Annotated in this window: 17 protein-coding genes; 6 read left to right on the top strand and 11 right to left on the bottom strand. The window is 62.1% G+C overall.

The window, feature by feature from the left end; all coding sequences use genetic code 11:
• Window positions 1-34: 34 nt before the first annotated feature.
• The 6 genes from FPY90_RS12090 to FPY90_RS12065 all read right to left on the bottom strand — a co-directional run bounded on the left by FPY90_RS12090 (window position 35) and on the right by FPY90_RS12065 (window position 6931).
• On the bottom strand, window positions 35-973 hold the full coding sequence (locus FPY90_RS12090; protein WP_071214353.1) for a 5-dehydro-4-deoxyglucarate dehydratase: 939 nt from the start codon (window positions 971-973) through the stop codon (window positions 35-37).
• 658 nt (window positions 974-1631) lie between these two features.
• A complete protein-coding gene (locus FPY90_RS12085) occupies window positions 1632-3284 on the bottom strand; it encodes a M24 family metallopeptidase (protein WP_498681216.1) in 1653 nt (550 codons plus the stop codon).
• Between the two features lie 58 nt (window positions 3285-3342).
• On the bottom strand, window positions 3343-4122 hold the full coding sequence (locus FPY90_RS12080; protein ID WP_071214532.1) for an ABC transporter ATP-binding protein: 780 nt from the start codon (window positions 4120-4122) through the stop codon (window positions 3343-3345).
• Between the two features lie 61 nt (window positions 4123-4183).
• Window positions 4184-5254: an ABC transporter substrate-binding protein gene (locus tag FPY90_RS12075; RefSeq protein WP_498681214.1), complete on the bottom strand. Its 1071-nt coding sequence runs from the start codon at window positions 5252-5254 to the stop codon at window positions 4184-4186.
• 68 nt (window positions 5255-5322) lie between these two features.
• The gene (locus FPY90_RS12070; protein WP_083411132.1) at window positions 5323-6183 is read right to left on the bottom strand and encodes an ABC transporter permease; all 861 of its coding nucleotides are present in this window, start codon (window positions 6181-6183) and stop codon (window positions 5323-5325) included.
• Window positions 6184-6466: 283 nt separating this feature from the next.
• A complete protein-coding gene (locus FPY90_RS12065) occupies window positions 6467-6931 on the bottom strand; it encodes a RidA family protein (protein ID WP_071214349.1) in 465 nt (154 codons plus the stop codon).
• Between the two features lie 390 nt (window positions 6932-7321).
• Between FPY90_RS12065 and FPY90_RS12060 the strand changes: the two genes are divergently transcribed.
• Together FPY90_RS12060 and FPY90_RS12055 are read left to right on the top strand one after the other, a co-directional pair.
• Window positions 7322-8221, top strand: coding sequence for a LysR family transcriptional regulator (locus FPY90_RS12060; RefSeq protein WP_498681212.1), 900 nt, complete (start codon window positions 7322-7324; stop codon window positions 8219-8221).
• A 149-nt stretch (window positions 8222-8370) separates the two neighbouring features.
• Window positions 8371-8505 carry a hypothetical protein gene (locus tag FPY90_RS12055; protein ID WP_498681210.1) on the top strand — a complete coding sequence of 45 codons (135 nt, stop codon included), beginning with the start codon at window positions 8371-8373 and terminating at the stop codon, window positions 8503-8505.
• Window positions 8506-8604: 99 nt separating this feature from the next.
• On the opposite strand, the gene FPY90_RS12050 is transcribed toward FPY90_RS12055, so the two are convergent.
• The 3 genes from FPY90_RS12050 to FPY90_RS12040 form a co-directional block, all read right to left on the bottom strand.
• Window positions 8605-8766 (bottom strand): hypothetical protein, encoded by a 162-nt coding sequence (locus FPY90_RS12050; protein ID WP_498681209.1) that lies wholly within the window; start codon window positions 8764-8766, stop codon window positions 8605-8607.
• Window positions 8767-8909: 143 nt separating this feature from the next.
• The gene (locus tag FPY90_RS12045; protein ID WP_498681208.1) at window positions 8910-9065 is read right to left on the bottom strand and encodes a hypothetical protein; all 156 of its coding nucleotides are present in this window, start codon (window positions 9063-9065) and stop codon (window positions 8910-8912) included.
• Between the two features lie 307 nt (window positions 9066-9372).
• Window positions 9373-11844, bottom strand: coding sequence for a hypothetical protein (locus FPY90_RS12040; protein ID WP_498681207.1), 2472 nt, complete (start codon window positions 11842-11844; stop codon window positions 9373-9375).
• Between the two features lie 164 nt (window positions 11845-12008).
• On the opposite strand from FPY90_RS12040, the gene FPY90_RS12035 reads away from it, so the two are divergent.
• From FPY90_RS12035 to FPY90_RS12020, 4 genes are all read left to right on the top strand, one after another.
• Complete coding sequence (locus FPY90_RS12035) at window positions 12009-12941, top strand: LysR family transcriptional regulator (RefSeq protein ID WP_498681204.1); 933 nt, start codon at window positions 12009-12011, stop codon at window positions 12939-12941.
• A 148-nt stretch (window positions 12942-13089) separates the two neighbouring features.
• Entirely contained in the window at window positions 13090-14421 is a 1332-nt protein-coding gene (locus FPY90_RS12030; RefSeq protein WP_498681202.1) for an MFS transporter, read from the top strand.
• A gap of 56 nt (window positions 14422-14477) precedes the next feature.
• Window positions 14478-15755 (top strand): M20 family metallo-hydrolase, encoded by a 1278-nt coding sequence (locus tag FPY90_RS12025; protein WP_498681201.1) that lies wholly within the window; start codon window positions 14478-14480, stop codon window positions 15753-15755.
• On the top strand, window positions 15752-17212 hold the full coding sequence (locus FPY90_RS12020) for an amidase (RefSeq protein WP_071214343.1): 1461 nt from the start codon (window positions 15752-15754) through the stop codon (window positions 17210-17212). The genes FPY90_RS12025 and FPY90_RS12020 overlap by 4 nt, the downstream gene beginning before the upstream one ends.
• Window positions 17213-17215: 3 nt before the next feature.
• Here the strand turns inward: FPY90_RS12020 and FPY90_RS12015 are convergent, their stop codons facing one another.
• Together FPY90_RS12015 and FPY90_RS12010 are read right to left on the bottom strand one after the other, a co-directional pair.
• A complete protein-coding gene (locus tag FPY90_RS12015; protein WP_498681199.1) occupies window positions 17216-17662 on the bottom strand; it encodes a UPF0158 family protein in 447 nt (148 codons plus the stop codon).
• An 88-nt stretch (window positions 17663-17750) separates the two neighbouring features.
• A complete protein-coding gene (locus tag FPY90_RS12010; protein ID WP_498681196.1) occupies window positions 17751-18725 on the bottom strand; it encodes a C-terminal binding protein in 975 nt (324 codons plus the stop codon).
• Window positions 18726-18809 lie beyond the last annotated feature (84 nt).

Genomic DNA, 18809 nt, shown 5'->3' with positions numbered 1-18809 from the left:
ATCGGTAGTGGTGCTGGTGCGTCCCCAACCGGGGCTAGACGGTCGCCGCCACAGGCATCAGTCCGGCCGCCTGGATCAGTGCGCCCAGGTCGGCCAAGTCTGACTCGGTCATGTTCTGTAGCGGTGGGCGTACCGATCCGCCATTGCGGCCAACGGCATTCAGCCCGCCCTTGACAATCGAAACTCCGTAGCCCTGGACCCTGTCGCGGATGTCTAGGTAGGGGAGCACGAAGCGCTTGAGCTTCTCGGTGACGGCATTGTGATCCTGGTTGCGTACGTCCTTGTAGAAGTCCAAGGCGAACTCCGGCACGAAGTTGTACATGGCAGATGAATAGGTGCTCATGCCCAGCTGCAGCAGCGGCAGGGCAAAGGTCTCGGCGGTTGGGAGGCCACCGAGGTAGAAGAGGCGGTCGCCGTTCTTCGAGTACACCTTCGTCAGGTGCTCTATGTTGCCTGTGGCGTCCTTGAACCCGATGAAGTTTTCGTGGGTGTCGGCCAGGCGGGCCACGGTGTCTGCCGAGTAGATGGCGTTGGCGCGGTTATAGACAATGACACCCGTGGAGGTGGCTTTGCAGACTTCGGAGGCGAATTGGAAGAGTCCTTCCTGGTCGCATTCGGTCAGGTAGGGCGGCAGCAGCAGCAGGCCCTCGGCGCCGGCGGCCTCGGAGTCCTGGGCGTTCTGGATGGCCTGCTTGGTGGAGCCTCCGGCCGAGCCGAGCACCGGAACGCGCGAGCCGGCTTCCTCGACCGCCATGCGCACCACGCGGGCGGCTTCCTCGGGGGTGAGGGTGAAACCCTCGCCGGTGCCGCCGGCGGCAAAGAGGCCGGCAACGCCGAAGCTTGACTGCCAATCCAAGTGAGCGCGGTAAGCGGCTTCGTCGATTTCAAGATTGTCGTCAAAGGCAGTGACGGGGAACGAGAGCAGTCCATCCTTGAGCTTGTTGGCAAGTTCGTCAGGGGTGTAAGTGGCCATGATGTACTCCTAGTTTTCTATGCCGTCACGATTGGGGTTGCGGCATTGGGGGATGTTCGTTGTCACCAGCCTATGGACGAGAATGATGCATGTCCAAGCCTATATTTGTATTGATTGATGCTCGAAAGGTATTGTTCAAATCTCGTTGGATTCCCCGGAAAAATCCGTTGTGGACTGGGCGCGACATACTTCATGGACGGGCAGGGAACGCCTGGATGATGCTGGTTCCAAGCTGTCCACTGCCCGACGCTGCACCGTAGCGGTGCCTTGGTCCGGGGTCCCGGGACAATAGCGGGAGAACTTCAGGGTTGCTTCAGGGTTTAGACGGGAATGGGCCACTGCCGGCGATGGAGAGCGGGCCGAACAGAGGCAAGAAGGCCTGACTTTGGGGGCGAATCCGGGCGGGGCGAGCCAACCGACGTTGAGTTGGAGGAGCCACTGTCAGCGATCGAGACGGCGTGAAGAGACGCGCCAGTCTGGGAACGGCTACCCAAATGGAGGACAACCATCTTCAAATTCGGACACGGCCCCTTTCCGGTAGCGGAAACCCGAAGGCTCCGTGGCCTCGAACCTGCCATCGTCGGGGGAATCGCGGCGGATCGAAGTCACGGAGCGGGCGCAGGGTTTGACCTCAGTGATGAGGCTGCTGGGCCTTGCCCTACAGAAGTGTCAACAGGTAGGTCTTCTCCTCGCCGAGGTACCACATGTCCTCGGTCCCGATCGCGTACCCGTTGAAACGCCACGGAATCTCCGCAGCGCCCAGGGAACCTACGTGAAGGACATGATCGTAGCCGGGGCGGAGCTCATTTGCGAAGGACTCTTGCTTGCCCATGAGATGGCCGACATTGCGCTTCTTGTATTCCTTGACGAAATCAAGATCCGGGGCGAGGAGCCCGAGCTCCTCAAGCCGGGTCCGGTTGGCCGTCAGGGCCGTCATGGTGTGCTCATGGACATCGGAGCACACCACCCCTGGCCGGAGCTGCCCAACGATGTCCTCGCGCATGATCCGGGTGAGTAGGTCGTAGCCTTCCTTGCCTTCGGGTGTCAGGAGGAGCGAACGGGCCATGTCAGAGGTCGCCACGACAATGCCATCGACAGTTACCTTGACACCCGCATCCAACTGGATGCACCGGGTCTCTTCATCGAGCGGGTAATCGGTCGGGGGACCGGGGAACAGCATGCGGGACGACGAATGGAGATTGGTGAAATATGGTTCGATGCAGAACGGAATCCCGTTCTTGGCACGGAACTCCTGGATGGCTTCGAGATACGTCCGGTATACATCGTTCTCGGTCAGCGCGTTTCCGGAGCTAATCTGAGCCTGCGCGAAATCAAGTGCATTCTCGATGCAGGTGACACTGGCACGCGCGGCTATCACCTGGAACGGAAGATCCTCGTGGTCACGGATATCGCGCCAGTGTCCGAGGGCGATCGAGGCGTTCTCCGTCTCCAACCCAGCCTGGGCGATGTCCAGGCCCAAACGGGCGCTGATCCACTGCTCCTCAACGCCGATACGGCGGGTTGGCCCTTCCAATAGTCCGGCCAGCGCGTGGGCGGCCGAGTCAAAGAGACCGATTGGCTTCCCCGGTACATCCGTCTTGCCCGCGGGGGCAATGATGATGACGGCGTCGGAACCGCGGCTCCAAAGCGCCACGCTTTCTTCGTCGGCCCGGTACCCGGTGGCTTCCGAGAAGTTCGGGGGCGAGGCAAGCAGGAATCCATCGACATCCAGGTTGGAGGCCAGCGTCTCGAGACCCGTGAATCGGGTGTCGACGCCCGAAACCAAATCGGCTTCGAGACCATCCAAGTGACCGATGCCGTTGATGAGCGTCCGGGCCGTCGAGACGCCGGATTCCCGAATCAACTCGAACTTGGCCAACACGTCTGCGGTGCCGACGGCGTAGGCACGTACCTGCTGCACAGGAGCGTCGGGGAACGTCACCGCGACCCGACCCTGCAGTGCACGGTAGTGGACCAAGGGGATGCCTTCGTCGAACTCTACCGACGTGCCCTGGGCCAGGTCTTCGACCGCATCGGCGAATTTCGGGAGGACGGGAACCCCGGCCGTGATGCTTTCGTCAATGGTTACCCAGGGCTCGTAGAACTTGAGGTCCGCATGCTGAATTCCAGCGGAGAGCAAGTTGCCCATTTCCTGCTGGCGAGCCATGAGGAAGCGGCCTGACTTGGTCTCGGCGAGGAGTGGTGTCACCATTTTTCGGGAGTCAAGTCGGATGTTGGTGAAAAGAAGCTGAGCCACCGGATCAAGCCCATAAGTTTCCCGGATCGTTTCAACTTTGCTGATGAGTCGCATTCTTGTGCCTTTCGTTTCTGCTGCTCGAAAATGCCCTGAGGGTGTGGCTGTGAAGGAGTTAGCTGATCGCTCCGGGCGTGCCAATGAGTGCCTCAATTTGGCGCTCATATGCAGTGAAGTCTTCTGAGAACCTGTGCTCGCGGGTGCGCAATCGCGGAATATCAATTTTGATGTCAGCCACGATGCGCCCGGGGCGGTCTCCAACCACGATGACGCGGTCGGCAAGCCAGATTGCTTCGGGAATACTGTGCGTGACAAAGAGGACGCTCTGCCTGGTTTCGTGCCAAATGCGCTGCAATTCAAAGTTCATGGTGTCACGAGTCATCGCGTCGAGAGCGCCAAACGGCTCATCCATCAGGAGGATGTCGGGACGGGAAACCAGCGCTCGACAAATGGCAACACGCTGTTGCATTCCTCCACTTAGCTCATAGGAGTACTTTGTTGCCTGGTCGCCCAGACCGGCAATCTCCAGGAGTTCTTTGGCATACGCTCGAACCTGCGGAGTGACTGCCTTGCGGAATTCCATGGGAAGCAACACGTTATCCAAGTTGTTCCGCCAGGGAAGAAGGACCGGAGCCTGGAACACCATGGCCAATTCCCGCAGTGAATGGGCCACGTTCTTGCCCTTGAGCAGGACCTCGCCGGAAGTATTGTTGATCAGGCCTGAGATAATTCGCAGGAGCGTGGACTTGCCGCTGCCGGATTGACCGACGACCGAGACAAATTCTCCGGGCGCAACATCGAAGTTGCATCCTTCGAGCGCCGTATGCGAACGGCCGTCTCGAGTTTTGTAAGTCATGCCCACATCTTTGACTTCAATGACTGCACTGCTGCTCATCATGATTCCTCTCGAGCATCGTTGGGACTGGTGGGGGTTTCTTGTCGGATGAACGGCACGGCTACGACTGCTTGGCAGGGAGCTCGATCTTGGCGTCCTTCTTGATCGGCTCAAGGAATTCGTTGCTGTAAACGTCTTGTGGCGTGAGCTCGTCCGGGTTCTCCAGGCCGAGGTAAGTGGCGGCAGTGTCGATCGCGTTCTTGACCCCTGCATCGCTCATGGTGCCGAAGCCGGTCTTTTCGCTTTCATCGTTCCAAAGCAGGCTGCATTGGCCATCAAGCGCGTTCTTGACGGCGCTTTCCTTGAGGCCAGTGACCTCTTCCATGATGTCTACAGCTGCTTGGTCCTGGTTCTGACAGGCCCACATGAAGCCCTTGGACATGGCACGATTGAATTTCTTGATAAGTTCCGGGTCCTTGGCGATCATGCGGTCGCTGGCAACGATGCCGTTCCCGTAGAGTTCGAAGCCCAGATCTGCCCATTTCAGGACGACTGGTTCTTTTTCCAGTCCGACGAGAACTGGCCCGTCAGAAACAAACAGGGCTAGGTTCGCGTCCCATTGTCCAGCCAAAAGTCCAGGAATCTTTGCCTCACCTGCGGCGTGAACCACTTCGATGTCGGACTCGGCAAAACCAAGCTTCTCCAAAGCCAGGGGCCACATCGATGTCATGGCGCCGGCACCCTCGGTGGCAACGGTCTTGCCCTTCAAATCGTCCCAGGTCTTGATGCCACTCTCGGCAAGGGCCACAGTCGCGTACGCATCCTTAGCCTGGACGAGGTTGATTTGTTTGACCTCGGCACCCTTACCTTGGTTTAGGACAGTCACACCGAAATCGGCCCAACCGAAATCAATCTTGCCGGTGTTCACCGCAACGACGGTGTTGTTGGAACCGGATCCGGGCAAGATCTCGAGTTCGAGCCCTTCTTCCTTGAAGAAACCTTGCTTGGCTGCGGAGAAGAATGGAGCGTGCTTTGGAAGGAATGCAACATCCGTCATCATGGTCACCTTCTGCAACCCGTCTGCGCCGCTTGCGCCCGAGCTGCACCCAGCCATTCCGAGAGTCAAACCTAGTGCTGCGGCTGTGACGATTCCTTTGCCGACGTTTTTCTTGAGATGCTGGCTGATTTTCATGATGATGGGCCTTTCCCGTGGTGGTGCGGTGTTTACGAGTGTTTTATGGACTTGCGAGCTCGAACGGTCTATTTGCCTGCGTCTCGCCAGGGTAGAAGTTTCTTGCCGAGGCGATCGATGAACAGGAATAGAAGCAGCGAAATGCTCGCGAGAACCATGAAAGCAGCGAACATTGAGGCCAGGTTTACTTGGCTATTGGCCAGCAGAACCACATGGCCCAGACCGGAAGACCCTGCGATGAATTCCCCGACGACGGCGCCACCGACGGCCATGGAAATGGAAATTTTCATCCCGGTAAACAGGTTCGGTAGGGCGTAGATGAATTCAATCTTTGTCATTTGCATAAATCGGCTGGCCTTGTTGATCTTTGCGAGTTCCCTTAGCTCCGAAGGAACGGAGGAAAGTCCGTCAAAGGTATTGATAACCAGCGGGAAGAAGGCAATCGCCATCGAGACGAATGCCTTCGACTCGAAGCCGAAGCCGAACCATACGATGAACAGCGGCGCGAGGGCGACTTTCGGGATGGTGTCGATGGCAATGAGAGTCGGGTAGAGAAAATGCCGGATAAAAGGAATGTAGAAAAGGATCGCACCGCAAATTATTCCGAGTGCTGCACCTAACGCGAATCCTGCCAGGGCTTCCTGGATGGTGATCCAACTGTGTTCCAGATAGAACATGGGTCGTTCGGCCAGTTCGGCAAACGCCTCAAGCGGGCCCACGAGGAGATAGCGAGGCATATCAAATATGCGTACGATGCTTTCCCAAATTGCCAGCATCAGTGCCAGCCCCGTTACAGCTTTGGCCGCTGGGCTAAGCAGGATGCTTGAAGCGGATAACCGCCTCGGTTTGTGGTGTGGAGCGACAGATGGCGACCCGGGTTTCGCTACTGGGGTCACTTCCAGATCTTCAATGACGGTTGGTTGTTTCATGGCGCCCTCTCAAGCATGTTTGGTGCATTTCCGTGGCCATCGTGGCTGAGTGTCTGAGCTTCGTTGGCCGTAATATGCCGTTCGCATTGAAAATAGTATTCGCGACATAGCGATACCTGTCTAGGACCCATTTGGTATGCAGCGAAACCCAAAAGGTATCATATTTGTGAAACGGAGGAGACGTTGGCCACAAATTAGTGACTTGGCTTGAACTTGCTTGGGAAGCCACCGGCGATCGAACGGCTGCAAAGGTCAATGAACATCTCCCTTTCTGTCCGGAAAATCATGCCTTGAGCCCAAAGACCGCTTCGATCTCGACGAGTGAATTCGCGGGGAGCATACGCACTCCGAGAGCGGTGCGTGAGTGACGGCCCGCATCGCCGAGAACGTTGAGCAACAGTTTTGAAGCTCCATCGATCACCTGGGGCTGGTCGAAATAGTTGGTTTCGCTGGAGACATATCCGTTGATCTTTAGTAGCTGGTCGATCCGCTCGAGGCCGACATTTGCTTCAACTTGTGCCAGAAGATTGAGTGCGCAAATTTCTGCGGCGTGAATTCCGTCTTCAAGTGGTCTTTCGGTAGACATGCTGCCGGTGTACTCAATGGTGCCGTTGCGTCGAGGAATCTGCCCGGAGACGAACAGTAGCTTGTCCCATTGGGTGGTCGCCTCGTAGGCATACTTGGGAGCTGTTGCGACGGGAAGTTCGAGGCCAAGGTCAGCTAGGCGAGAAGAGATTATTGCCTTCATGATGATTCTCCGGTTCAAAATTGGACGGCCCGGCACGCCGATGACTCCGTGCCAAACGAGGCAGCGGGCCGGCGGGGTTCGGAAAGGAATGTGGCAAGCGCTGCGAGAAGCGGAGCGGTGCCAAAGTGACGGAGACAGCTAAACATCTAGATTGTGACTTGTCCAACACGAAAGCTGATTTCGGCCTCGGCGTCCTTGGAATATTGACCTTCGGCAGCACTTGTCGGGTTCGGCCTTTCTCGGTTGGGGTATTTGGCAGTGGCCAGCGACAGCAAGTAGGCGGCAGTTCCGATTTGTCCATCCGCGAGCAGGTCTGCGTGGCAACGAAAGCCGCAGGCTGTTGGAAATTCCCGGGCATGGTGATTCGGCCCGATGGTAGTGTTTCGCACTATGTTCTCATTGGATCAATTGCGTGCTTTTGTGGCTGTAGCCGAAGAGCTTCACTTCGGCCGAGCAGCTGAACGCCTTAATATGACGCAACCTCCGTTGAGTCGGCAGATCCAAAAGTTGGAGAAGAGCATCAAGGTGCAGCTTTTCAAGCGGGATAATCGGCATGTGGCACTTACACCTGCGGGGAAGGCCTTTCTGACGGAAGCCCGCAGTTTGTTGGCCCATGCGCAGAGCGCCCCCGAGCTAGCACGTCGCATTTCCGATGGTTCCAGTGGGCTGATCCGCATCGGTTTCACGGCAGGGTCCAGTTTTGGTCTCTTGGGCAAGCTGCTCGCGGAGATCTCAGCGGAACTCGATGGAATTTCCATCGACTTGCGGGAAATGGTGACGACCGAACAACACAGCTCCCTTGAGCTGGGTCTGATCGACATAGGCTTGGGTCGTCCGCCAGCGGATACAAGGATGTTCGACACCATGACAGTGGGACGCGAAGACCTTGTGGTTGCGGTGCCCGTAGGCCACCATTTATGTTCGCTTGGTCGGCCCATTTCTCCACAAGATGTCGCTGCAGAGCCCATGGTCATGCATTCTCCTATCAAGGCCAGATACTTCTACGACCTTTCGGTTAGGGCAGTGCCGACGAGCAGTGACAACGTGGCTCATACAGCTAGCCAGATCTTGACGATAATTGCCTTGGTTTCCGGCGGACATGGCATTGCGTTGGTTCCGGAGTCGAGCAAAGTCATGGGATACCAGGGTGTCGATTATCTTGAGTTCAAAGGCGATATCCACACGCCAGTAGAGCTCCTAGCCGTCTGGAAAAGAGGCTTTGACAACCCCGCGCTCGAACGCGTTTTGGATTTGTTGGCTCGCCGTTTCAGCACAACGATCAAACCATAATCGAGACCAGCTATCGGCTATTAGGGCTCAGTATTCCTTTGCGATCCGCGTCTTGGAAAACCGCCCGCAGGCTTTGGCCGTTAGAGCTTGCGTTTGGACCGGGGTCTCGGCGCCGGGTGTGCCTCGGCGCGCGGATCAGGTTCCGCAGCATGACGAGGCCGCTGGTCAGGGTGATCATCGTGTCAAAGACCCGGCGCCGGTGTGCGGTGCAGACCAACAGCCTCGTGGAACCGGAGGTGTTCCTGGCGTTGATCCGCTCGACCACCAATCGGGTGCCGGCCTGAAGCGGTTCGCCTTTGGTGCCGATCACCCAGTCGGACCCGAGCCCGGTGAGCAGGGTCCTGAGCTTGGAGCTATCGTACCGGCGTTCAGGTGCGCGGTGATCAGTGGGACAGGTGGAACCCGATGGGTGAGAGTTTCCCCGGGATGGGGCACATCAGCGCGGAGTCGTTCCGGTTGGCCGGAGTGGTCACCCAGTCCAGCGGGATGCCCCTGCCGTCGGTCAGCACGGAACACTTGGTGCCGAGTTTGACACGGTCCACCATGGATTGTCCGGCCATTTTCCCGCCGCAGGAGGCATTACGGTGCACCCGTCCACGGTGAGATGCCCGGTTCCAGGCCAATGATCAGGTCGAAAGACCCCAAACGGATCCGTTCCCGGGCGGGGAAGGACACAGAGCCGGTCCATTCATCGCGCCGCCGCCGGATCGAATGTGGCCGAGCAACCGGTGTCGCCGATCTTCCCGGAGGCGTCCTCGGGGTCGAGGACCTGGACGATCTTGCCGCAGACCACGCGATCGCCGCTCCACAGCTGGTGGCAGTCCAGGGGGTGGTGCTCCTCCACCGGCGGGATCAACACCTCGAATTGGCACCAGAACGGTTCGACTATGAATGATCGAACGGCATAAGGTTCTCCCGCTCAAAAGTTTTCTTGGTCGAAAACATACTTGACAGGAGCCTTACCCGCTTTGCTTCTAAACGACGCTTGGCCGGCGATTACTGGTGCTGGTAAGCGGATCAAGGGTGCTGGAGTGGGGGCCTGTTGCCGGATTTTCTCGGCCGTTTCTTGTCTATTGCCGAGTAGTGGTAAGTGTCGGTGTGCGGACGGTGTCGCTCCATCCGCGTTGCCGAGGGCGTTCACCAGCTCTTGTCTATCTCGCTGCATCCAGCAATTCATGGGAGCGGCGTTGGGCTTCCGCGTCGCGTATGCCCAGCTTGTCCACCAGATCCTGCAACTTGTCGATCTGCAGCAGGTATTCGGTGCCGAGGCGCTGGGACAGCGGACGGGCAGCGAGGTCGTCCGCCATCCGCCAGGCCACGGCCAGGGCGCGTTCAAAGATCCGCTGGTCGGCTTCCGCGCTGGTGGCCGCCGGGCCGGCGCCAAGCACCGCAACGGTGTTGAGCCGCGAGTCATCCAAGCCGAGCGCAAGGTCGTCCAACCGGCGGCGCAGCCTGCGCAGAGTCTTGGCGTTGCGCCCAAAACGGCCCAGCCGCATCGAGACGGTGCCGCCGTAGGCGATGACCTGGGTGAGGGTGGTCAGCGCGAGGGCAAAGGTCAGCGTCAGCAGCCAGTAGAGCAGCGATTCGTTGAGCGGTTGTTTCGTGAACCCGTTGCCCTGCAAGCCGCGCGCGAGTTCCTCGATGCTGTTGGCGACCTTGAGCTCGGGGTAGGTCGAGACGTAGTAGCTGCCGTACTTCCATGAGGTGTCGACCAGCCTGCTGTTGCCGCCCAGGCCCACCGCGCCGGTGATCAGGACCGGTATGGTCACTGTCCCGTCGGGGAAGGTCCACACGGGGATGATGGTTTGGTCAGGGAAAAGCTCGCCGGTGGCGGGATTGACCAGGGCCGGGAGTTCGCCCTTGATTTTCCACAAGGCATCGACCAGCACTGTCGGATCGATCTTCTGCCTGGTGGCTTCGTCGTCCGTGTCCGGCTCGGGGCGTACCTGCAGGTATTCCTCAGCATCGCGCACGGCGAGGGTGACATCAACCTGCTCGGTGAACTTGTCCTCCAGGTATTTGCGGATTCCTGCTTCGGTGATCACCGCGGACTGTCCGTCAATGGCCAGGGAGCGCAGGGGCTGGGTACCCTCAAGCGTCCACGAGGGTCGCATCGTCAGCTTGTCGTTGGCCACGCCGCCGGCGATGAGCGACGCCACCATGACCACAGCACCGATGCCGATCCACGCTCCCCGGTGGCGAATGCGCGGCAGCGACAATTTCCAGCGGCGGGGCGGGGCAGCGGGCTCCTGGTATCCCATGGCTTCCGGCAACGGGCCGAACAGTGCCTTGGCCGCGGCGTTGGCGCCGTCCAAGACATGCAGCGCCCGCAGCGAACCACGGGGAGAGAGCCCCATGCCCGCACGCAATGTTGACAGGTCATCGCGAACAGCGGAGGTGCCTCGGACCCGGCCTTCACGTTTGCGGCGCAGCCACCTGTTGACGATCGTTGCGCTGCGCTCCAGCGCATGTTCGGCCTTCTCCCAGGCCCGCACGGCCGCTGCGGAATCCTGCTCCTTGGCGCCGGCGGTGAGCAGCGCGGCAAGCGCGCTTTCAAGACGGCGGATACGCTTTGGGGCCACGGCGCCCGGGGGAGCGGCGTGCAAGCGTGCGAGCAATTCACGCGTGGCAAAGGCCAGCGGCGCGGCCAGCCGGTCGAGGGTTCGTCGGCTGTTGATGGACCGTCCAAGCACCGACCCCGCACCCATTAAGGCGTCCGCGGAAGCCGTGAGGCTGCGGCCGCCCGCCTCGAATTCCGCCAGGAGCGTGGCGGTGTGTGGCTTCAATGCGTCCCGGGACGCATAGACCGCCTCGACCACGGCAGCCTCGGTGCGCGCCAAGTCCAGGGAAGACGTGCGTATCTTGTTCCAGGCGGCGTTGAACCCCGCCGGGCGTATGGCCTTCTCCGTGGCCTGGTAAGTGACTTCCAGTGCCTCGAGGTCGAGCACCACGCGGGCCAGCTGGTGCTGGGCGACGGTGAGCCGGCGATAGCGCGATTCCCGGCGCATGCGCCGGGACAGGGAAAAACCGAGGCCCAAGATGGTGAGCAGGAGCCCGAACGCCGTGCCCGCCACCCAGAACACGGGGGTGCGGATGGGACCGTCGTCGAGGACCTCCGCGGCCCGCTGAGCGGTGGCGACGACCGCCATTGGGCCGTGGCCCAGCCCCAGGTTGCCCATGTAGGCCTTGTGGATTGCGAAGCGGCTGGTCGAATGCTCCTGGCGATCGGCCAGCTCGGGGTAGATGCCGGCACCCGTGAAGCCTGCGTCCGGCCCGAAGCCCCGGTAGTCGTCGATGATGGCGGTGCTCAGGATGACGTCGGCGCCCGGATCCGTTTTTCCCTGGAGCTCGTCGTAGCTCAGCAGGCGATTGGTGACCCGGATCGTCAGCGGTCGCCACGCGAGGATCGGCTCGGTGACCACCGCGTCGACGGTGGCCTGGGAGATGTTCCAGGGATGTTCGCCGTCGACGATGATTTCCACGGGTGCCGCTGGCCGCGCGGTGACGGCATGGATGCCGGTTCCGGCGAAAACGATGGTGCCGATTCCCAACAGCATGGCCAGCCACGGAAGGCCGAAGCGTGGTTTGCGTCGGGCACGGATCAACTGGTTGGTCATTGGCACGCGTGAATCGGGAAGTGGCACATCGACCTGATTCTAACGTCTATTGACTAACAGTGTCCCGAGGCCGCATCGGCTGCCGCCGGTTTGTGTGGTTCCTGTGTAATATTGCCCGCCTCCCGGTAGCTTGCCGGCGGCAGGGCGCCCTGCAGGACCATAATGCAGTCATGAGCAAATCCTTCACGCTGGTGCAGCTGCGCTACTTCGGAGCGGTGGCCCGGCTGGAGAACATGACAGCAGCGGCGGCCGAATTGAACGTCACCCAGTCAACACTTTCCTCGGCCATCGCAAGGCTCGAAGAGGAATTCGGGGCTTCCTTGTTCACGCGACTCTCCAGCAAAGGGCTGCGGCTGACCCCGTCGGGCAAGCGCCTGCTGCTGGGGTCCCAGGCCTTCCTGGAGGAGGCCGACCTGCTCTATCAAGCGGTCCTGGACGAAGGCGAGGCGCTCGCCGGGGAGCTGGTGGTGGGCATGTACTCGCCATTGGCGCCGTTCAAGGCCCCGGTGATCCTGCAGGCGTTCGAGGCGGCGCATCCCCACGTGAAGGTCAGCTTCCACGAGGGGGACCAGGAGTCGCTGCGCCAGGCGCTGCTCGACGGGGTCTGCGAGCTGGCACTCATGTACGACCAGGGAATCGGGGCCGAGTTTGACCGGCGGGTCCTGGAACGGATTCCACCGCACGTCTTGGTCCCGGCCGACCACCCGCGGGCTGCCACACCGAATACGCCGGTCAGCCTGCGGGACTTCGCCGACGAACCGCTGATCTTGCTGGATGCAAAACACACCAGGGAATACTATCTGGACATGTTCAGCCGGCTCGGGGTCCATCCCTCCATCCGGCACGTCGTCTCCGGCTACGAGACGGTGCGCTCCTATGTGGCCCGCGGCCACGGGTATTCGCTGTTGAACCAGCGGCTGAGCAGTGACCTGACCTATGCCGGCGGTTCGGTGGTGCCGCTGGATATTATCGAGGACCTCCCGCCGATCGAGATGTCGCTGGTGCGACCCATTGGCGCCAAGCCGACACGCAAGTCGCTGGCATTCGAGCAGGTCTGCATCGGACTCTACGGGTCTGCCTCCGATCAATCGACCTCCGCCTGACCGAGTTCCAATCGATTCACTCGATGGGTTCAACCGAAATAATCCGTTAGACCCGTGTGACTGCGGTCACCACAATGGTTCCAGGGTAAACATCAAAAGCCGCCGTTTGAGCCAACGGGTCGAACGGACCGCACATTCAGGAGCATCGATGAAGACCGAGATTAAATCCCAGTTACCGCAGACAGGAACGAAACAGGACCGCAAGGCCGCCAGCGGGATGCAGAAGCGAGTGCTCGCCGGCGGCAGCATCGGGCAGTTCATCGAGTTCTACGACTTCACGCTCTACGGGCTGTCCGCAGTTGTCCTCTCCCAACTCTTCTTCCCTGGCACCAGTGCCCTGGCCGGGCTCCTGGCCACCTTCGCGACCTTCGGCGTGGCCTTCCTGGTCCGCCCTTTGGGCGGGCTGTTCTTCGGGGCCCTGGGGGACAAGATCGGGCGCCGCAAGGTCCTGTTCATCACGCTGCTTTCCATCGGCGCGGCCACCGCGACGATCGGCCTGCTGCCCACCCACGCGGCCATCGGCGCCGCAGCCCCGGTGTTGCTGGTGCTCTGCCGCATGGTGCAGGGTTTCTCCGCCGGTGGCGAATCCGTCGGGGCCCCGGCCTTCGTCTTCGAACACGCCCCGATCAATCGGCGCGGCTTCTGGCTGAACATCACCCTGGCCGCCACCGCCCTTCCCTCGGTCTTCGGCGGCACGCTGATCCTGGTGCTCTCCAGCTCCATGTCCTCCGAATCATTCATGTCCTGGGGCTGGCGCATCCCCTTCCTGCTGGCCCTGCCCATGGCCTTCTTCGGCCTGTGGATCCGCTCCAAGACCGAGGAATCCGAGGCGTTCAAGGCCGTGCTGGCCAAGGAATCGACCAAGGAATACAGCCCGTTGCGCGAGGCCTTCGCGGAAAACAAGGTCCGCATGCTGCAGGTCATCTTCGTCATGGGCCTGACCGCCATGGGCTTCTACTTCCTCTCCGGCTATTTCGTGTCCTACGTCCAGGTCACCGGAAACCTGAGCCGCGACCAATCGCTGCTGGCCAACGCCACGGCCATGCTGCTCTATGCGATCCTGCTGCCCATCGGCGGAATCATCGGTGACAAGGTGGGCCGCAAGCCGATGCTGATCGCCGGCTCCGCGGCGCTGGCCCTGCTGTCCATCCCGTGCTTCATGCTGGTCACCTCCGGCTCGCTGCCGCTGGCCATCGCCGGACAGCTGCTCTTCGTGGTCCCGATGTGCATCTACGGAGGCGGCTGCTACACCTTCTTCGTGGAAATCTTCACCACCCGCACGCGCTTCACCTCCGCCGCCATCAGCTACAACGTCGGTTACGCAATCTTCGGTGGATCGGCACCCTTCGTCGGAACCTTCCTGGTCTCCCAGACCGGGCTGAACGCGGCGCCGGGCTACTACATGGCTGCCGCCGCCGTCATCGTGTTCCTGCTGCTGACGCTGACCAAGGTCCCGGAGACCCACCACCGCGTCGGCTGACGCACTTCTCGACACCCCACGCGAACCACAGACCCACCGCAAGGAGCACCCACCCCATGAGAGATGCAACATTCCTCACCGATTTCCACCACGTCGCCGGAATCGGTGCCACCGAGAACAACGGCGTCGAGCGCCAGGCCGCCACCGCGGCGGACAAAGCCACCCGGGACTGGTTTGCCGCCTTTGCCGGGGAACGGAACTGGGAGGTGCGCGTCGACGGGATCGGGAACATGTTCGCGCTGATCGAGCTTGTCCCCGGCGCCCCGTACATCCTGCTCGGATCCCACCTGGATTCCCAGCCGCTGGGCGGGCGCTTCGACGGGGCCTACGGGGTGCTGGCGGGCCTGCACGCCGCCGAACGCGTGGCAGGATCCCTGGCCGCCACCGGCACGACCCCGGTGTTCAACCTGGCCGTGGTCAACTGGTTCAACGAGGAAGGCGGGCGCTTCGCCCCCTCCATCATGGGTTCCTCGGTCTTCGCCGGGCTCATGGACCAGGACAAGATGCTGGCGGTCAAGGACCTGGCCGGCACCACCGTCGCGCAGGCGCTGGAAGCCATCGGCTACCTGGGCAGCGACGAACGCCCGGAACTTGCCGGCTACGCGGAGATCCACATCGAGCAGGGCCGGATCCTGGAGCGCGAGGGCATCACCCTGGGCGCCGTCGACTATTCCTGGCACACCCAGAAGCTGGACATCGAGGTGCTCGGCGAACAGTCGCACACCGGTGCAACCGCCATGGCGGATCGACACGACGCGTTGGTGGCGGCCTCCAAGGTCGTGCTGCTGGTCCACGACGTCACGCAGAAGTTCTCCGAGGAGGCCCTGGTGTCATCGGTCGGGCAGCTGACCCTGGAGCCGAACTCCCCGATCGTGGTGGCCCGCCGCGTGCACCTGGTCGCCGACCTGCGCTCGGCAAGCCCGGACATCGTCGCCGAGGCCCGGGCTTCCTTGCTGGCCGACATTGCGCAGATTGCCAAGGACCACGACATCCGCATCAACGTCAACGACTTCGACGTCCGCGGGATCCAGCACTACCCCGAGGCCGGGCTGGAACTGACCGAGAAGGTCGCCGCGAACCTGGGGCTCTCGGTGCGCCGGATCCGCACCATGGCCGGGCACGACTCGGTGGCCATGAACCGCATCGTCCCCACCGTGATGATGTTCATTCCCTCGGTGGACGGGGTCAGCCACTGCGAACGCGAGTTCACCACCGATGCCGACATGGTGGCCGGGGTGAAGGCACTCGAAGCGGTGGCCCGGGAGATGGTCAGCGGGGCGCTGGCCCCCAGCGACCGGGCCGAGTCCGAGCTCTCGAAGGCGGGTGCCGCGTGAGGCCGGGCGCAGCCACCGTCGTGGACTCGCTGGCGCTGCTGCCAGCAACCGATGCGCTGGCCTTGTTCCGGTCCCTGGAAATTTCGCCCGTGGAAGTCCTCGAGGCCCAGATCCAGCGGATCGAGTCGCGCAACGGGGACCGGGAGACCGGTATCAACGCCTTCACCGAGACGCTCTTCGACTCCGCCCGCGCGCAGGCACATGTCGCGGCGGATGAGTATGCGCGCCTGGCGCGTGAGGGTGGCGAGGTCCCGGCGTTGCTCGGGCTGAGCGTGGCCACCAAGGAAAAGCACGGGATCGCCGGGCTGAAGCTCGAGCAGGGACTGGCGGCCCACCGCGGACGCGTTGCCCCGGTGGACCACCCCGTGGTGGAACGGCTGAAGACCGCGGGCGGCATCATCCACGCCCGCACCACGAGCCCCGAATTCAGCTGTGCGACCACCACGCATTCACCCATGTGGGGCATCACCCGGAACCCGTGGAACACCCAGGCCTCGCCCGGCGGATCCTCCGGCGGTTCCGGGGCCGCCCTGGCCGCGGGGTTCACCACGCTGGCCACCGCCTCGGACATTGCCGGGTCCACCCGCATCCCGGCCGGGTTCACCGGAACCGTGGGCTACAAGGCACCCTATGGCCGGATCCCGGGGGCCGGGGCGCTGGCCGCAGACTGGTACCGCGGCGACGGGCCGATGGGACGCACCGTTGCAGACACCGCGCTGCTGGCCGGCGTCATGTCAGGACGCCACCGCTCGGATCACGGCTCCTGGGGTGAAAACGGCAGCAACCCGCTTGGCGGCCGGGACGTGACAGGGCTGCGCATCGGGCTGTCGCTCACGCTGGGCAACTACCCTGTGGCCCCGGAGATCGTCGAAAACACCCTCAAGGTGGCCCGGGCACTGGAAGCCGCGGGAGCCGTGGTCGTGCCGGTTGACTTGCCTTGGACCACGGCGCGGATCACCGAAACAACCTTCGCCCACTTCGGGCACATCCTGGGCCCGGCCATGGCCGCGGAGACCGCAGGCACCGAGTCCGAGCTGGCGGCCTACACGGCCCGGTTCATCAAGGACGCAGCCGCCGCCGCAAGCCGGCACACACTGGTGGAATCCCTGGCCATGGACCATGCGCTCCAGGCCGAGCTCGCCGCGGCGATGGCGGGGCTGGATGCTCTATTGTGCCCGACCTCGGCGGTGGCCTCGCTGGCCGCTGACGGGGACTACCTGGACGGGATCGAGACCTCCGAAGGGCACTTGGGCCACTATTGGGAGGCGCACCTGACCAGCCCGTTCAATGTCGCCAACCGCTGCCCGGTCATGTCGATTCCCAGCGGGCTGTCCACCGACTCGGTGCCTACCGGAGTGCAGGTCGTGGGACACCCCTTTGACGAGGCCATGGTCTTCCGCGTCGCAGCGGCGGTGGAGTCCCTCGTGCCGGGACCGGGGTTCCCGCTCCTGGGGTAGGCCTTATTCCGTGTCCGTCCTGGAGATGCCGTGAGGGTCGGGATCCTCAATGGCCTTGATACCGACCAGCCATTCGACCACGACCTTGTTCATCGCGTCGTTCTTGAATGTGTACCAGGCCTCGCGTTCGGCCGGGAAGTCTTCCAGCACGTCCCTGAAATGCCGGAACGGCTTGCTGCGGATGAGCGCCTGCTCCAGTTTCACCCGTGCCCCGCCCTCGGGAAGGCCCACGGTGAAGTCCTCCATGTGCCGGTAGGACTCATAGGATTCTAGGGGATCGACATAGGCGTAGTTGCCCTCCTCGATTTGATCCTCGCTGAGGTCTTCGTCGAGCCCCGGCACGACGACTTCCCCGGATTCCAGGTTGAGGTAGTACTCGTGGCCCATGGAGCGGTCGTTCTGCATGGCCCAGGCGATTTCCTCCAGGTTCAGGTCTTCGAGTTTCAACATGGTTCTTCCCTGCCGCAGTCGGTGTTGTATCCCTTCCAGCCTTGCGTCAGCCGATCCACAGCGCAAGGCCATCCGGGTGTGAGTCTGCCTAGCGTGCGGGGGAGGGGACCAGCAGCGGCGTTTCCGGTTCGGCGCCCTGGAGGACTGCAATGACGTTGAGTGCCGGCAGGGCGATATACTCGCGCAGCGATGCGTCGGACCGGTAGGCGGTGTGCGGGGTGACGATCGCGGAGGGGTGGTTCACCAGCGGATGGTCCGCCGGCGCGGGCTCCTCGGCCAGCACATCCAGCATGGCCCCGGACAGTTGCCCCGAATCCAAGGCAGCGAGCAGCGCGGTCTCGTCGATCAGCCCGCCACGGGACACATTCACCAGGTAAGAGCCGGGCTGCATCGATTCGATGGCCGCGGCATCGATCAGGTTTTCGGTTTCCGGGGTCAGCGGAGTGTGCAGGCTCAGCACATTGGCTCCGGCCAGCACCTCGTCCAGCCCGACCCGGCGCACCGAGGCGGGCCAGAACTCCACCGGGGTGAAGGGGTCGTAGGCGATGACTTCCTTGAAGACCGGGGTAGCAATCATGGCCAGATGTTGGGCGATCCGCCCGAAGCCGACAAGCCCCAGGGTCAGGTTGCTTGGTCGCGGCGGAACCGGGAGCCCGGTGCCGGTCCAGTCGCCGGAGAACGTGAGCGCCTGCGAACGCGGCAGTTGCCGGATCAGCGCGAGCATTCCGGCGAAGGCGTGGGTTGCCACGTCCCGGGTGGCGGCGGAGGGCACCGTGCACACCGTGATTCCGGCGTCTGCCGCGGCCCGGACATCGACCATGTCGAAGCCGGCAGACATGGTGGCGACGACCTTCAACTCCGGCAGCTCGGCAATCATCGCGGCATCCAGGATGGCGTAACCCAGGATGAGTCCGGTGCAATTTTTCGCCGCGGCCAGGATCTGTTCGCGGTCGCGGGAATCCAGGTACGAGGCCTCGACTCCGGCTTTCGCCAGCAGGTCCAGGGCAATGGTGTGGTCCAGGTCGGATGCGTCGGTGATCAGGACGCGGGGCGTGGCTGGCAAGGGGTGGCTCCTGGTTTGGGGAAAAGGGAATGGCGGCGCATATGACGGTGGGGCTGCGGGAAGGAAGGATCCTTTCCGCAACCG

It is taken from the genome of Arthrobacter sp. C2 (genome assembly GCA_024207135.1).
In the GTDB taxonomy this organism is placed as follows: Bacteria; Actinomycetota; Actinomycetes; order Actinomycetales; family Micrococcaceae; genus Paeniglutamicibacter.
The sequence above is the reverse complement of the archived record's forward strand: the minus strand, read 5'-3'. Positions and strand labels throughout refer to the sequence as shown.

What these genes read in the sequence shown, in the direction of transcription:
- FPY90_RS12090 (WP_071214353.1), bottom strand. Translation starts at nt 973, where the DNA reads ATGGCCACTTACACCCCTGACGAACTTGCCAACAAGCTCAAGGATGGA.
- FPY90_RS12085 (WP_498681216.1), bottom strand. Translation starts at nt 3,284, where the DNA reads ATGCGACTCATCAGCAAAGTTGAAACGATCCGGGAAACTTATGGGCTT.
- FPY90_RS12080 (WP_071214532.1), bottom strand. Translation starts at nt 4,122, where the DNA reads ATGAGCAGCAGTGCAGTCATTGAAGTCAAAGATGTGGGCATGACTTAC.
- FPY90_RS12075 (WP_498681214.1), bottom strand. Translation starts at nt 5,254, where the DNA reads ATGAAAATCAGCCAGCATCTCAAGAAAAACGTCGGCAAAGGAATCGTC.
- FPY90_RS12070 (WP_083411132.1), bottom strand. Translation starts at nt 6,183, where the DNA reads ATGAAACAACCAACCGTCATTGAAGATCTGGAAGTGACCCCAGTAGCG.
- FPY90_RS12065 (WP_071214349.1), bottom strand. Translation starts at nt 6,931, where the DNA reads ATGAAGGCAATAATCTCTTCTCGCCTAGCTGACCTTGGCCTCGAACTT.
- FPY90_RS12060 (WP_498681212.1), top strand. Translation starts at nt 7,322, where the DNA reads ATGTTCTCATTGGATCAATTGCGTGCTTTTGTGGCTGTAGCCGAAGAG.
- FPY90_RS12055 (WP_498681210.1), top strand. Translation starts at nt 8,371, where the DNA reads ATGACGAGGCCGCTGGTCAGGGTGATCATCGTGTCAAAGACCCGGCGC.
- FPY90_RS12050 (WP_498681209.1), bottom strand. Translation starts at nt 8,766, where the DNA reads ATGGTGGACCGTGTCAAACTCGGCACCAAGTGTTCCGTGCTGACCGAC.
- FPY90_RS12035 (WP_498681204.1), top strand. Translation starts at nt 12,009, where the DNA reads ATGAGCAAATCCTTCACGCTGGTGCAGCTGCGCTACTTCGGAGCGGTG.
- FPY90_RS12030 (WP_498681202.1), top strand. Translation starts at nt 13,090, where the DNA reads ATGAAGACCGAGATTAAATCCCAGTTACCGCAGACAGGAACGAAACAG.
- FPY90_RS12025 (WP_498681201.1), top strand. Translation starts at nt 14,478, where the DNA reads ATGAGAGATGCAACATTCCTCACCGATTTCCACCACGTCGCCGGAATC.
- FPY90_RS12015 (WP_498681199.1), bottom strand. Translation starts at nt 17,662, where the DNA reads ATGTTGAAACTCGAAGACCTGAACCTGGAGGAAATCGCCTGGGCCATG.